At 70.1% G+C, this 14,330-nt stretch carries 12 protein-coding genes, 1 rRNA gene and 1 riboswitch; of the genes, 12 read left to right on the forward strand and 1 reads right to left on the reverse strand.

The features are described 5' to 3' along the window. The 11 genes from rrf to AC069R_RS33725 all read left to right on the forward strand — a co-directional run. A 5S ribosomal RNA gene (rrf, locus tag AC069R_RS33675) occupies positions 1-94 on the forward strand; the annotation flags it as partial. 109 nt (positions 95-203) lie between these two features. After that, positions 204-812 (forward strand): cardiolipin synthase ClsA, encoded by a 609-nt coding sequence (gene clsA / locus AC069R_RS33680; protein WP_478770500.1) that lies wholly within the window; start codon positions 204-206, stop codon positions 810-812. Between the two features lie 115 nt (positions 813-927). Further along, the gene (locus AC069R_RS33685) at positions 928-3,423 is read left to right on the forward strand and encodes a sugar phosphate nucleotidyltransferase (protein WP_397987016.1); all 2,496 of its coding nucleotides are present in this window, start codon (positions 928-930) and stop codon (positions 3,421-3,423) included. Positions 3,424-3,624: 201 nt separating this feature from the next. Beyond that, entirely contained in the window at positions 3,625-4,533 is a 909-nt protein-coding gene (locus tag AC069R_RS33690) for a DUF881 domain-containing protein (RefSeq protein ID WP_478770507.1), read from the forward strand. Further along, on the forward strand, positions 4,530-4,862 hold the full coding sequence (locus AC069R_RS33695; protein ID WP_030794354.1) for a small basic family protein: 333 nt from the start codon (positions 4,530-4,532) through the stop codon (positions 4,860-4,862). The genes AC069R_RS33690 and AC069R_RS33695 overlap by 4 nt, the downstream gene beginning before the upstream one ends. Positions 4,863-4,866: 4 nt before the next feature. Further along, positions 4,867-5,808 carry a DUF881 domain-containing protein gene (locus AC069R_RS33700; RefSeq protein ID WP_478770501.1) on the forward strand — a complete coding sequence of 314 codons (942 nt, stop codon included), beginning with the start codon at positions 4,867-4,869 and terminating at the stop codon, positions 5,806-5,808. Positions 5,809-5,998: 190 nt separating this feature from the next. Beyond that, positions 5,999-6,829 carry an FHA domain-containing protein gene (locus tag AC069R_RS33705; RefSeq protein ID WP_478770502.1) on the forward strand — a complete coding sequence of 277 codons (831 nt, stop codon included), beginning with the start codon at positions 5,999-6,001 and terminating at the stop codon, positions 6,827-6,829. 42 nt (positions 6,830-6,871) lie between these two features. After that, positions 6,872-7,609: a transcriptional regulator FtsR gene (gene ftsR / locus AC069R_RS33710; RefSeq protein WP_478770503.1), complete on the forward strand. Its 738-nt coding sequence runs from the start codon at positions 6,872-6,874 to the stop codon at positions 7,607-7,609. 87 nt (positions 7,610-7,696) lie between these two features. Beyond that, a complete protein-coding gene (locus AC069R_RS33715; protein ID WP_026253112.1) occupies positions 7,697-8,170 on the forward strand; it encodes a bifunctional nuclease family protein in 474 nt (157 codons plus the stop codon). A gap of 286 nt (positions 8,171-8,456) precedes the next feature. Further along, positions 8,457-9,101: a MerR family transcriptional regulator gene (locus tag AC069R_RS33720; RefSeq protein WP_397987021.1), complete on the forward strand. Its 645-nt coding sequence runs from the start codon at positions 8,457-8,459 to the stop codon at positions 9,099-9,101. A gap of 69 nt (positions 9,102-9,170) precedes the next feature. After that, positions 9,171-10,544 carry a DNA polymerase IV gene (locus AC069R_RS33725; protein WP_478770504.1) on the forward strand — a complete coding sequence of 458 codons (1,374 nt, stop codon included), beginning with the start codon at positions 9,171-9,173 and terminating at the stop codon, positions 10,542-10,544. A gap of 11 nt (positions 10,545-10,555) precedes the next feature. Here the strand turns inward: AC069R_RS33725 and AC069R_RS33730 are convergent, their stop codons facing one another. Next, entirely contained in the window at positions 10,556-10,924 is a 369-nt protein-coding gene (locus AC069R_RS33730; RefSeq protein WP_478770505.1) for a PRC-barrel domain-containing protein, read from the reverse strand. 119 nt (positions 10,925-11,043) lie between these two features. Beyond that, positions 11,044-11,139: riboswitch (glycine riboswitch) on the forward strand. 172 nt (positions 11,140-11,311) lie between these two features. On the opposite strand from AC069R_RS33730, the gene gcvP reads away from it, so the two are divergent. Then, entirely contained in the window at positions 11,312-14,197 is a 2,886-nt protein-coding gene (gcvP, locus tag AC069R_RS33735) for an aminomethyl-transferring glycine dehydrogenase (RefSeq protein ID WP_478770506.1), read from the forward strand. Positions 14,198-14,330: the final 133 nt, after the last annotated feature.

Consider the following 14,330-nt stretch of genomic DNA (forward strand, 5'->3'; position numbering starts at 1 on the left):
AACGCCCGGTTACATTCCGAACCCGGAAGCTAAGCCTTTCAGCGCCGATGGTACTGCAGGGGGGACCCTGTGGGAGAGTAGGACGCCGCCGAACTCCTTTTACAGCTCCGGCTCTTGGGCACCAGCCCGAGAGCCGGAGCTTTTTTGCGTTGGGGTAAAGTCAGGGAGCATCGTTGGCTCGTTTTCCCACAGGAGGCCCCCGGGTGGAGGTCCAGGAGACCCGTGTCCAGACAGACCGGGTCCTCACCATCCCCAACATCCTCAGCATGGCGCGGCTCGTCGGCGTGCCCCTGTTCCTGTGGCTGATCCTCAGGCCGGAGTTCGGGGGCCCCAAGAGCGACGGATGGGCCCTGCTCGTGCTGGCCTTCAGCGGAGTCAGCGACTACCTGGACGGCAAGCTCGCCCGGCGCTGGAACCAGATCAGCAGCCTGGGCCGGCTCCTCGACCCGGCCGCCGACCGGCTCTACGTGCTCTCCACGCTGGTCGGCCTCACCTGGCGGGAGATCCTGCCCCTCTGGCTGACCGCCCTGCTGCTCGCGCGGGAGCTGATGCTCCTGGTGATGGTGGGCATCCTCCGCCGGCACGGCTACCCGCCGCCCCAGGTCAACTTCCTCGGGAAGGCAGCCACGTTCAACCTCATGTACGCCTTCCCGCTCCTGCTCCTCAGCGACGGCCACGGTTGGATCGCGTCACTGGCCGCTGTTTTCGGATGGGCGTTCGCCGGATGGGGTACAACGCTCTATTGGTGGGCAGGAGTGCTCTACGTGGTACAAGTCCGCCGATTGGTTCGCGCGGATGCCATGGCCGATTGAGCTCGGCGATTGTCCTGACGTAACGCCTCGATGGCCCGCGGCAGAAAAGTGCGGGACAATCTGGACGGGTGAAGTCGGCTAAGACCGTCGTCTCTCAGAGGAGGACGCTTCCGACATGAAGGCCGTCGTGATGGCCGGAGGCGAAGGCACTCGCCTTCGCCCTATGACCTCAAGCATGCCCAAGCCGCTCCTGCCGGTGGTGAACCGCCCGATCATGGAGCATGTGCTACGGCTGCTCAAAAGGCACGGGCTCACCGAGACCGTCGTCACCGTGCAGTTCCTTGCCTCGCTCGTCAAGAACTACTTCGGTGACGGCGAAGAACTCGGTATGGAACTCACCTACGCCAATGAGGAGAAGCCACTCGGTACCGCCGGAAGCGTCAAGAACGCCGAAGAGGCATTGAAGGATGATGCCTTCCTCGTCATCTCCGGTGACGCCCTGACCGACTTCGACCTCACGGAGCTGATCAATTTCCACAAGGAGAAGGGCGCGCTCGTCACGGTCTGCCTGACCCGCGTGCCCAACCCCCTGGAATTCGGCATCACCATCGTGGACGAGGAAGGCAAGGTCGAGCGCTTCCTGGAGAAGCCGACCTGGGGGCAGGTCTTCTCCGACACCGTCAACACGGGCATCTATGTGATGGAGCCCGAAGTCTTCAACTACGTAGAGCCCGATGTTCCGGTCGACTGGTCCGGCGATGTCTTCCCGCAGCTGATGAAGGAAGGCAAGCCGATCTACGGCTTCGTCGCCGAGGGCTACTGGGAGGACGTCGGCACGCACGAGAGCTACGTCAAGGCCCAGGCCGACGTCCTCGAAGGCAAGGTCAACGTCGACATCGACGGATTCGAGATCTCCCCCGGCGTATGGGTGGCCGAGGGCGCCGAGGTGCATCCCGACGCCGTCCTGCGCGGACCGCTCTACATCGGCGACTACGCCAAGGTGGAGGCCGGCGCCGAGATACGCGAGGACTCCGTCGTCGGCTCGAACGTCGTCGTCAAGAGCGGCGCCTTCCTGCACAAGGCGGTCGTCCACGACAACGTCTATGTGGGCCAGCACAGCAATCTGCGCGGCTGCGTCGTCGGCAAGAACACCGACATCATGCGGGCCGCCCGGATCGAGGACGGCGCGGTCATCGGCGATGAATGCCTGATCGGCGAAGAATCGATCGTGCAGGGCAATGTGCGGGTCTACCCGTTCAAGACCATCGAGGCCGGCGCCTTCGTCAACACCTCGGTCATCTGGGAATCCAGGGGCCAGGCGCACCTCTTCGGCGCCCGCGGGGTCTCCGGCATCCTGAACGTGGAGATCACGCCCGAGCTCGCCGTACGCCTCGCCGGCGCGTACGCGACCACGCTCAAGAAGGGCTCCACGGTCACCACGGCCCGCGACCACTCCCGAGGTGCCCGAGCGCTCAAGCGCGCGGTGATCTCGGCATTGCAGGCGAGCGCCATCGACGTACGCGACCTGGAGAACGTGCCGCTGCCCGTGGCCCGGCAGCAGACCGCGCGGGGCAGCGCCGGCGGCATCATGATCCGTACCACGCCCGGCGTCCCCGACTCGGTCGACATCATGTTCTTCGACGGACAGGGCGCCGACCTGTCCCAGGGAGGCCAGCGCAAGCTGGACCGGGTGTTCGCGCGCCAGGAGTACCGGCGGGCGTTCCCCGGCGAGATCGGGGACCTGTACTTCCCCTCCAGCGTCTTCGACTCGTACACCGGGTCGCTGCTGCGCAATGTCGACACCAGCGGGATCGCCGAGTCCGGCATGAAGGTCGTCGTGGACGCCTCCAACGGCAGCGCGGGCCTGGTGCTGCCCAGCCTGCTGGGCAAGCTCGGAGTGGACTCGCTGACCATCAATCCGGGTCTGGACGAGTCCAGGCCCACCGAGACCGCCGAGATGCGGCGCAGCGGTCTGGTGCGCCTCGGCGAGATCGTCGCGTCCTCGGGCGCCGCGTTCGGCGTGCGCTTCGACCCCGTCGGCGAGCGGCTGTCGCTCGTGGACGAGAAGGGCCGGATCATCGAGGACGACCGGGCTCTGCTGGTGATGCTGGACCTGGTGGCCGCGGAGCGTCGCAGCGGCCGGGTGGCGCTGCCCGTCACCACGACCCGCATCGCCGAACAGGTGGCCGCCTACCACGGCACCCAGGTCGAGTGGACGACGACCTCGCCCGACGACCTCACTCGTGTGGGTGGTGCGGAAGGCACCATCTTCGGCGGCGACGGCAAGGGCGGGTTCATCGTCCCCGAGTTCGGCAGCGTGTTCGACGGCACGGCCGCGTTCGTCCGGCTGATCGGGCTCGTGGCGCGCACCCAGCTCACCCTGAGCCAGATCGACGCGCGGATCCCGCGGGCGCACGTCCTCAAGCGGGACCTGGCGACGCCATGGGCCGTCAAGGGGCTCGTGATGCGCCGGGTGGTCGAGGCGGCCGGGGACCGCTCGGTCGACACCACCGACGGGGTGCGGGTCGTGGAGGCCGACGGGCGCTGGGTGATGGTGCTGCCCGACCCGGCCGAGGCGGTCACCCATCTGTGGGCCGAGGGCCCGGACGACGCCTCCGCGCAGGCCCTGCTGGACGAGTGGTCCGGGGTCGTGGACAGCGCCGGGCGGTAAGCCGCACGGCCGCGGCCCGCACGGGGCAGGGTCGCGGAACCGCCGCACGCGCGTGCCGGACAGGTCTCCCCCGAGGGGACCTGTCCGGCGCGTCGGTGGGGCCATTCGGAGTATCGGGCGCGACATGCGACGATGTGCGGCATGCCGCAGCAACCCCCCGATCGGAGCAGCGCCGCGCGGCCGCGCCGCCCGGACGCCTCCATGTCGTTGATCACCAACGTCATGGACCACAGCCTCGACGACGGGTACGCCGAGGCCGCCGCCCGGAAGAAGTCCTGGGGCGAGGGCGGCCTGCCGAAGACCCTCAGGGCGAAGCTGGGCCTCGCGGGCGGCCTCGTCCTCGCCGCGCTGGTCGTGACCGTCGGCGCGGCACAGGCGCGGGTGGCGGCGCCCGTGGTGGCCAAGGAGCGCCAGGAGCTGATCGACCGCGTCGACAAGGAGACCGCCGACGCGGACAAGCTCCAGGGCGGCGTCGACAAGCTGCGTGACGATGTCAGCGCGCGCCAGCGGGCGGCGCTGCGGTCGAGCGGCGGCAGTGCCCAGGCCGACCTGGTGAGCATGCTGTCGGGCGCCACCGAGGTACACGGTCCGGGCGTCAAACTCGTGGTGAACGACGCCAAGGAGGCCAGCACCGGCGGTGACGGCACCAACCCGCGGGAGACCGCCGGGTTCTCCGACACCGGCCGGGTGCGCGACCGTGATCTCCAGCGCGTGGTCAACGGGCTGTGGGCGTCCGGCGCCGAGGCCGTCTCCGTCAACGGGCAGCGGCTGACCGCCCTGTCGGCGATCCGGGCCGCCGGAGACGCGATCCTGGTCGACAACAGGCCGCTCGTGCCGCCGTACACCGTGCTGGCGGTGGGGGACGGGCCCCGGCTGAGCAGCGACTTCCAGAACAGTGGCGACGGGCTGTATCTGCACGCCCTGGAGCAGAATTACGGCATCCGCGCCACCATCTCCACCGAGCACGACGTCCGGTTGCCCGCCGCGCCGAGTGTGATCGTACGCACGGCGCAGCCGGTCCCCGAGACGGCCGACGCGAAGAACACCGAGAACAGCAAGAACGCCAAGCACACCGAGAACAACGAGAAGACGGAGAAGGGCACATCGTGATCGCCGTACTGGGCCTCGTCGTGGGAGTCGTGGCCGGCCTGTTGGTCCGGCCCGAGGTTCCGGCGGTCGTGGAGCCTTATCTGCCGATCGCCGTCGTGGCGGCGCTGGACGCCGTCTTCGGTGGTCTGCGGGCCATGCTGGACGGCATTTTCGACGACAAGGTCTTCGTGGTGTCCTTCCTGTCGAACGTGGTCGTGGCGGCCCTGATCGTGTTCCTGGGCGACAAGTTGGGGGTGGGCGCGCAGCTGTCCACGGGCGTCGTGGTCGTCCTCGGTATCCGCATCTTCTCCAACGCCGCGGCGATCCGGCGGCACATCTTCCGGGCTTGAGGCGATGAGCGACAACCAGCACCCCGACGACGAGCAGCACGGCCACACACACCACGGCCACGCGCACGGCGAGCACGCGCATGGTGAGCACGCGCACGGCGAGCACACCCACGGCGAGCACGCCGCCCGGCCGGAGAACCGGCTGCGCAAGGAGCTGCCCGCCGAGGTGCCCGCCGCGGCGCCCGGAGCCGGTCCGCGGCCCGTGCCGCGCCCCGACGCGTCGCTGACCGGCCGTCAGCGGCTCGTCAAGGGGCTGTGGCCGCCGCGCCTGACCCGGCCCCAACTCATCGTCGCCGTTCTCCTGTTCGGGCTCGGCTTCGGTCTGGCCGTCCAGGTGGCGTCCAACAGCGACACCGACAGCGCGCTGCGCGGCGCACGTCAGGAAGATCTTGTTCGCATCCTGGATGAACTGGATTCGCGCACTCAGCGTCTTGAGGACGAGAAGCAGGGACTCGAAAAGCAGCGGTCGGAGCTCCAGAGCAGCTCCGACCGGGCCGCGGAGGCACGCAAGCAGACCGCCGAGAAGGAACGGCAACTCGGCATTCTGGCGGGCACCGTGGCGGCCCAGGGTCCCGGCATCACCATGACGATCGAGGACACGAAGGGGACGGTCCAGTCGGACATGCTGCTCGACACCATCCAGGAGCTGCGCGCGGCCGGCGCGGAGGCGATCCAGGTCAACGGCGTGCGCGTGGTGGCCAACACCTACTTCGCGGACGCGGGCAAGAGCGTGAGCGTGGACGGGAACAAGATCAACGCCCCTTATCGTTTCAAGGTCATCGGCAAACCGCAGGATCTCGAGCCGGCGCTGAACATTCCGGGAGGCGTGGTGCAGACTCTGGAGAAGGAGCAGGCCAAGGTCTCCGTCGCACAGTCGGGCAAGATCGTCGTGGACGCCTTGCGACAGGCGAAGCAGCCTGACTACGCTCGGTCGTCCTCCCGGTGAACCGGCGGTGCATGGCGGTGGTCCGGCAGGGGCATGAGGTTGCGGGGGGTCGGCGCACCGACGAGGTGACGCGTGGTGGAAACTGTCTGGTGGGCACGGACGTTGTGAGGGTGTCCGGGTCGACCGGTGTCGGCAATCAGGGTTCGTCCTGCCCCACGGGCGGGTCTGTTTCGGTCAAGGGGAATCGCCCGTGAAGTTGTTTGCGAAGTGGTTCGGCAAGAGCGCGCGAGAGGGCGGCGACAACGCGACCGCTCGTCATCGCGCACAGCCTGACGCACAGGGTCAGCGGCCGCTGTTCCGGGACCAGGTGGCTGGTCCGGGCGGTGACATTTCGGGAGGCCAGGGCGCGCCGTCAGTTGACCCTGCCCACTCCGGCGGCATAGGTTTCGGGCAACCGTCAACCTCAAGTACGGGTGGAGACTTTGCTCCCGGCCCGTACGCGTCCAACGCCCCGGCGGGGCAGCCGCGGCAGGAGGATCCGTCCATGTCGGTCCTGGTGTGTACGAGGTGCGGTAACCGGAACGCGGAGAACGCCCGCTTCTGTTCCAACTGCGGTGCGCCGCTGCGTCCCGGAGCCGTGCCCGAGCGCGCGTCCGAGACGACGTCCACGATCTCCATCTCCGGACTCGAGGCCTACGACGCGGAGGCGACCGGCCAGACGCCGATCCCGTCGCTGTCGCCGGAGGCGCAGGCCGCGGTGGAGGCGCTGCCGGCGGGCTCGGCCCTGCTGGTGGTGCGCCGGGGCCCGAACTCGGGCAGCCGCTTCCTGCTCGACGGCGACCTGACCACGGCGGGCCGTCACCCGCAGAGCGACATCTTCCTGGACGACGTGACCGTCTCGCGCCGCCATGTGGAGTTCCGCCGCTCGCCGGACGGTTCGTTCACCGTCGCCGACGTCGGCAGCCTGAACGGCACGTACGTCAACCGCGAGCCGATCGACCAGGTCGCCCTGCACAGCGGTGACGAGGTGCAGATCGGCAAGTACCGGCTGGTGTTCTACCCGAGCCGGCAGGGCTTCTGACCCGCCCCCGGACGCGTTCCGGGGGTAACCCAGGGAAGGTCCATGCTTCACACACCGAGCGGCGGTGCCGGAAGCGGTACCGCCGCCAGGGACAGCGGGTTGATGAGCATCGGCGCGGTGCTGAACGCGCTGCGCGAGGAGTTCCCCGAAGTCACCATCTCCAAGATCCGTTTCCTGGAGGCGGAGGGGCTCATCGAACCGCAGCGGACCCCTTCGGGGTACCGCAAGTTCAGCCCCGGTGACCTTGAGCGCCTCGGACACGTCCTGAGAATGCAGCGGGACCACTATCTGCCGCTCAAGGTGATCCGCGAGCATCTGGACGCCATGGAGCGGGGCGAGGCCGTCCCGCTGCCCGTGGTCGGGCGCCAGCGCACCGGGGACGACGTCCTGGAGGTGCAGGAGGGGCCCACCGTGGCCAGGGTCGGCCGCTCCGAGCTGCTGGCCGCCGCGGACATCGGGGAGGCCGAGCTGGCGGAGTGGGAGTCGTACGGACTCCTGGTGCCGCTGGCGGACGGTACGTACGACGCGGAGGCGGTCACCGTGGCCTCCCTCGTCGCCGAACTGGGGCGCTTCGGGATCGAGCCCCGCCATCTGCGGGTGATGAAGGCGGCCGCCGACCGGGAGGCCGGCCTGGTGGAGCAGGTGGTGGCCCCGCTCAAACGCCACCGCAACCCGCAGACCAGAGCGCTCGCCGAGGCCCGGACGAAGGAGCTGGCGGCGCTCACCATGAAACTGCACGCGGCCCTCGTGAAGACCGCCCTCGGAGTGCGTCTTCCCTGATCCGGGGGTGGGCCGCCGGGGACCGGTTCGGGCAGCGCTCCCGGCCCCGACTACCCAAACGTCCGGGGCACGGCCTAGGGTTGCTGTGTGAACGAGCTCGATGTCGTAGGTGTCCGGGTCGAAATGCCCTCCAACCAACCGATCGTGCTCCTGCGCGAAGTGGGAGGCGACCGTTACCTCCCTATCTGGATCGGGCCGGGGGAGGCGACGGCGATCGCCTTCGCCCAGCAGGGCATGGCCCCGGCCAGGCCGCTGACCCATGACCTGTTCAAGGACGTGCTGGAGGCCGTCGGCCAGGAGCTGACCGAAGTACGCATCACCGACCTGCGGGAAGGCGTCTTCTACGCGGAGCTGGTCTTCGCCAGCGGGGTCGAGGTCAGCGCCCGTCCGTCCGACGCCATAGCGCTCGCCCTGCGCACCGGCACGCCGATCTACGGCAGCGACACGGTGCTGGACGACGCGGGGATCGCCATCCCGGACGAGCAGGAGGACGAGGTGGAGAAGTTCCGCGAGTTCCTCGACCAGATCTCGCCCGAGGACTTCGGCACCAGCAGCCAGTGAGGCCGTCGGCGCGTCCGAGTGACGCGTAGGTGCCCTGGCCTGCGCGGCCGGGGCATCCGGGGGACGGCCCGCCGTCCGGCGCGGCCGGTTCCCGCGGCAATTGCCACCGGCGATTGAGAGCGTCCTACGGGTTCCCGCGAGGGCATTCGGCTAGCCTTTCCCCGCGGTGGGACACGGGAAACCACTCCTTGGGTGATTATCACTCGGCGTGCCGAGTGTGGCGATCGTTGACGCACCCCTGGTGACTGCCTACCGTCGAGAAGGCAGGTCAAGGACGGAGGTCGGCGTGAGAACCAGCGGCGACGGTACGGCTGGGGGTGCTCCCGTGCGCGGTTTCGGGGAGAGCGGTCCGTACCCGGTTCACAGCAGCGCGGTGGATCACGCTCCGCAACGGCCGACGGCGGTGCCGGACGGCGAAGGGGCGGCGTCCATGACGTCCGAGGAGATCGGCTACCGGGGGCCCACGGCCTGTGCGGCGGCCGGCATCACGTATCGACAGCTCGACTACTGGGCGCGTACGGGCCTGGTCGAGCCGAGTGTGCGGCCCGCGTACGGGTCGGGAACCCAGCGGCTGTACAGCTTCCGGGACGTCGTCGTCCTGAAGATCGTCAAGCGGTTCCTGGACACCGGGGTCTCGCTCCAGAACATCCGTTCCGCCGTGCAGCACCTGCGGGAGCGCGGTTTCTGCGACCTGGAGCGCATGACGCTCATGAGCGACGGCGCGACCGTCTACGAGTGCACCTCGCCGGACGAGGTGCACGCGCTCCTCCAGGGGGGCCAGGGCATCTTCGGCATCGCGGTCGGCGTGGTGTGGCGGGACGTGGAGAACGCGCTGTCCCAACTGCACGGCGAGCGCGTCGACACCGGCGAGACGCTGGTCGGGCACAACCCGGCGGACGAACTGGCGCGCCGCCGCAACCGGGCGGTCTGAACCGGCGGCCGAACCGATGGGCCGCCGGGCGCCCGCGGATTGTCAGTGCCGTGGTGCAGCATCGGAGATGTGAGAAACGCGCCCACGATCCTGCATCTCGACATGGATGCCTTCTACGCCTCGGTGGAGCAGGCATCCAAGCCGAGCCTGCGCGGGAAAGCGGTCGTGGTGGGCGGGCTCGGACCGCGCGGGGTGGTGGCCACGGCGTCGTACGAGGCGCGGGCCTTCGGGGTGCACTCGGCGATGCCCATGGCCCAGGCCCGGCGGCTCGCGCCCCACGCGGCGTATCTGGTGCCGCGCTTCAGTCTGTACCGGGCGGTCAGCGAGCAGGTGATGACGCTGCTGCGGGCGCTGTCGCCGCTGGTGGAACCGCTGAGCCTGGACGAGGCGTTCGTGGACCTCGCGGCCTCGGGCGCGGCGACGGACGCGGAGTCGGCGCGGCGCACGGGAGCGCGGCTGCGTGCGGACATCCGTGCCGTCACCGGGCTCACCGGGTCGGTGGGGCTCGCCGCGTCCAAGATGCTCGCGAAGATCGCCTCCGAGCGGGCCAAGCCGGACGGCCTGGTGCTCATCGAGCCGGGCACCGAGCGGGCGCTGCTGGGCCCCCTGCCGGTGCGGACCCTGCCGGGGGTGGGGCCGGCCACCGGCGACCATCTGCGGCGCGCCGGGATCACCACGGTCGGGGAACTGGCCGAGGCGGGCGAGGACGAACTCGTACGACTGCTCGGCAAGGCCCACGGCGGGGCGCTGTACGCCATGGCGCTGGCGCACGACGAGCGGCCGGTGGTGGCCGAGCGGGAGGCCAAGTCCGTGTCGGTCGAGGACACGTATGACGTGGACATCCACGACCGGCCGCGGATCGGCCTCGAGGTACGGCGGCTGGCGGACCGGTGCGTGCGGCGGCTGCGCGAGGCGGGACTGTCCGGGCGGACGATCGTACTGAAGGTGCGGCGGTACGACTTCTCGACGCTGACCCGCTCCGAGACGCTGCGGGGACCCACGGACGATCCGGCGGTGGTGCGGGAGGCCGCCGAGCGGTTGCTGGACTCCGTGGACACGACGGGCGGGGTGCGCCTGCTCGGTGTCGGCGTCTCCGGGCTCGCCGACTACACCCAGGAGGACCTGTTCGCCCAGGCGTCCTCGCGGGCGGAGCCGGCGCCGGAGGAGGCCGCGGCCGAGCCGGTCGCCGTGCCCCGCGAGCCGCCGGCCCTGCCGCACTGGCGGGCCGGCCAGGACGTACGGCACGCCGAGCACGGACACGGATGGGTGCAGGGGAGCGGGGTGGGCCGGGTGACGGTGCGCTTCGAGACCCCGCAGTCGCCGCCGGGACGGATACGGACGTTCCTCGTCACGGACCCCGCACTGGAGCCCGCGGACCCACTGCCCCTGGTCCCTACGGCCCCCGCCCCCTCACCCGCCCCCGGCCTTCCGGCCACGCCGTGACCACGGGCTCGCTACGTCTCCTCCGAACCCGCCAGCTTGCCGAAGGTGTGGTCCGGGGCGGGGTCCGGGGTCACGTCGAGGCCGTAGTGGTGGTAGAGCTGGAGTTCCTGTTCGGGGGAGAGGTGGCGGCCGACGCCGAAGTCGGGGGCGTCCCTGATCAGGGAGCGGTCGAACGGGACATGGAGGGTGCCCTCGACGAGTTCGCTGGGCTCCAGGGGGACGAAGGCGTCGCGGGAGAACAGGCCGGTGCGTATGGCCGCCCACTCGGGGACGCCGGTGGCGTCGTCCAGGTACACCTCGTCAATGGTGCCGATCTTGGTGCCACTGCGGTCGAACGCCTTGCGGCCGATCAGGTTGCGAGGATCGATGTCGCTCTGCACGGTCCCTCTCCCTCCAATTGGTCGCAACTCATCCGTAAGCACTACGAAAGAGCACATTCACTGCGGCGGCCACTTGAGAATCCGGCTGTTGACCTCGCTGGTAGGCTGATTGCGGCTGCTGACCCCGTGCGGGAGAGTCCTCCGACCCACCTCGGAGGCGCCGAAGGAGCAAATCCTCCCCGGAATCTCTCAGGCTCACGTACCGCACGGACGAGGTCACTCTGGAAAGCAGGGCGGGTGTCGACGGCTTCCGCTCTCACCGACGGTGAAAGCCGGCGCCGCGAGGTGCCCGGTGAAGCTCTCAGGTTGAGATGACAGAGGGGGAGGCCGTCCGGGCACCCGCGCCGTGGTGCCCTTCGAAGGTCGTCAGACCAGGAGGCCTCCGCAATGACCGCCCATCGCATTCCGCTCTCCGAGCTCGAAGCGGGCATCCCCTTCGAACAGCGCCACATCGGGCCCGACCAGGAGGCGCGGGCCAAGATGCTCGCACAGGTCGGCTACGGCTCCCTGGACGAGCTGACCGCCGCCGCGGTCCCGGATGTGATCAAGAACGCCGACGCCCTCGACCTGCCGGGCGCCCGCACCGAGGCCGAGGTACTGGCCGAGCTGCGCGCGCTCGCCGACCGCAACCAGGTCCTCGGCTCCATGATCGGCCTGGGGTACTACGGCACCTTCACGCCGCCGGTCATCCTGCGCAACGTCCTGGAGAACCCGGCCTGGTACACGGCGTACACGCCTTACCAGCCGGAGATCTCCCAGGGCCGCCTGGAGGCCCTGCTGAACTTCCAGACCATGGTCGCCGACCTCACCGGTCTGCCCACCTCCGGCGCCTCCCTGCTGGACGAGGGCACCGCCGCCGCCGAGGCCATGGCCCTGTCCCGGCGCATGGGCAAGAACAAGAAGGGCCTCTTCCTGATCGACGCGGACGCCCTGCCGCAGACCATCGCCGTCATCCAGACCCGCGCCGAGCCGACCGGCGTCGAGGTCGTCGTCGCCGACCTGAGCGCGGGCATCCCGGCCGACATCGCCGCCCGTGACATCAACGGCGTGCTCGTCCAGTACCCCGGCGCCTCCGGTGCCGTACGCGACATCAAGCCGGTGATCGAGCAGGCGCACGAGCTGGGCGCCCTCGTCACCGTCGCCGCCGATCTGCTCGCCCTCACCCTGCTGACCTCGCCGGGTGAGCTGGGCGCCGACATCGCGATCGGCACCACCCAGCGCTTCGGCGTCCCGATGGGCTTCGGCGGCCCGCACGCCGGCTACATGGCGGTGCACGAGAAGTTCGCCCGCAGCCTGCCCGGCCGCCTGGTCGGCGTGTCCGTCGACGCCGACGGCAACAAGGCGTACCGGCTGGCCCTCCAGACCCGCGAGCAGCACATCCGCCGCGAGAAGGCCACCAGCAACATCTGCACCGCGCAGGTGCTGCTCGCCGTCATGGCCGGCATGTACGCCGTCTACCACGGCCCCGAGGGCCTGAAGACCATCGCCCGGCGCACCCACCGCTACGCGACGCTCCTCGCCGAGGGCCTGAGGGCCGGCGGCGTCGAGATCACGCACGGCGCCTTCTTCGACACCGTCACCGCGCGGGTGCCCGGCAAGGCCGCCGGGATCGTCGCCGCCGCCCGTGACAAGGGCGTCAACCTGCGCCTGGTCGACGCCGACCACGTCTCCGCGGCCTGCGACGAGACCACCACGCGAGCCCAGCTGGAGAGCGTCTGGTCCGCCTTCGGCGTCGAGGCCGACCTGGAGGCGCTGGACGGGATCGCCGGTGACGCGCTGCCCGAGGCGCTGCTGCGCGGCGACGACTTCCTCGCCCACCCGGTCTTCCACCAGCACCGCTCCGAGACCGCGATGCTGCGCTATCTGCGCAAGCTGTCCGACCGCGACTACGCGCTCGACCGCGGCATGATCCCGCTGGGCTCCTGCACCATGAAGCTCAACGCGACCACCGAGATGGAGCCCATCACCTGGCCCGAGTTCGGCGCGCTGCACCCCTTCGCGCCCGCAGAGCAGGCCGCCGGCTTCCTCACGCTCATCCACGAGCTGGAGGACCGCCTCGCCGAGGTCACCGGCTACGACAAGGTCTCCCTCCAGCCGAACGCCGGCTCCCAGGGCGAGCTGGCCGGTCTGCTGGCGGTGCGCGGCTACCACCGCGCCAACGGCGACGAGCAGCGCACCGTCTGCCTCATCCCGTCCTCCGCGCACGGCACCAACGCGGCCAGCGCCGTGATGGCCGGCATGAAGGTCGTCGTCGTCAAGACGTCCGACGACGGCGAGATCGACGTCGAGGACCTGCGGGCCAAGATCGAGCAGCACCGCGACCAGCTGGCCGTGCTGATGATCACCTACCCGTCCACGCACGGTGTGTTCGAGGAGCACGTCGCCGACATCTGCGCCCGCGTGCACGAGGCCGGCGGTCAGGTGTACGTCGACGGCGCCAACCTGAACGCCCTGGTCGGCCTCGCCAAGCCGGGCCACTTCGGCGGCGACGTCTCGCACCTGAACCTGCACAAGACCTTCTGCATCCCGCACGGCGGCGGCGGCCCCGGCGTCGGCCCGGTCGCGGTGCGCTCGCACCTCGCGCCGTACCTGCCCAACCACCCGCTCCAGCCGGCGGCCGGCCCCGAGACGGGCGTCGGCCCGGTCTCGGCGGCGCCGTGGGGCTCGGCGGGCATCCTGCCGATCTCCTGGGCGTACGTCCGGCTGATGGGCGGCGAGGGCCTCAAGCGGGCCACCCAGGTGGCCGTGCTCTCCGCGAACTACATCGCCAAGCGCCTGGAGCCGCACTTCCCGGTGCTCTACACCGGCCCCGGCGGCCTGGTCGCGCACGAGTGCATCATCGACCTGCGCCCGCTGACCAAGGCGACCGGCGTCAGCGTGGACGACGTGGCCAAGCGCCTCATCGACTACGGCTTCCACGCCCCGACCATGTCGTTTCCGGTGGCCGGCACGCTGATGATCGAGCCGACCGAGTCGGAGGACATCACCGAGCTGGACCGGTTCTGCGACGCGATGATCGCCATCCGCGCGGAGATCGAGAAGGTCGGCTCCGGCGTGTGGCCCGCCGAGGACAACCCGCTGCACCACGCCCCGCACACCGCCGCAGCGCTCGGCGGCGAGTGGACGCACGCCTACAGCCGCGAGGAGGCCGTCTTCCCCGCCGGGGTCTCGGTGGCCGACAAGTACTGGCCGCCGGTGCGCCGCATCGACCAGGCCTTCGGCGACCGCAACCTGGTCTGCTCCTGCCCGCCGCTGGACGCGTACGAGGACTGACCGCGCAGCCGTGCCCCGAGGGCCCCGTCCGGATCGCCGGATGCTGTTGGTTAATTCCGCAAGGGTCTTCGTGACTACGGCCTGCACGATCCCGTTGGGGTGGTGCAGGCCGTAGTCGTGTTCAGGGGTGGGT

This window comes from Streptomyces sp. NPDC043952 (assembly GCF_056435325.1).

Excerpts from the sequence above, each read along its gene's own strand:
- AC069R_RS33685 (WP_397987016.1), top strand. The coding sequence starts at position 928 with ATGAAGGCCGTCGTGATGGCCGGAGGCGAAGGCACTCGCCTTCGCCCT.
- AC069R_RS33690 (WP_478770507.1), top strand. The coding sequence starts at position 3,625 with ATGTCGTTGATCACCAACGTCATGGACCACAGCCTCGACGACGGGTAC.
- AC069R_RS33700 (WP_478770501.1), top strand. The coding sequence starts at position 4,867 with ATGAGCGACAACCAGCACCCCGACGACGAGCAGCACGGCCACACACAC.
- ftsR (WP_478770503.1), top strand. The coding sequence starts at position 6,872 with ATGCTTCACACACCGAGCGGCGGTGCCGGAAGCGGTACCGCCGCCAGG.
- gcvP (WP_478770506.1), top strand. The coding sequence starts at position 11,312 with ATGACCGCCCATCGCATTCCGCTCTCCGAGCTCGAAGCGGGCATCCCC.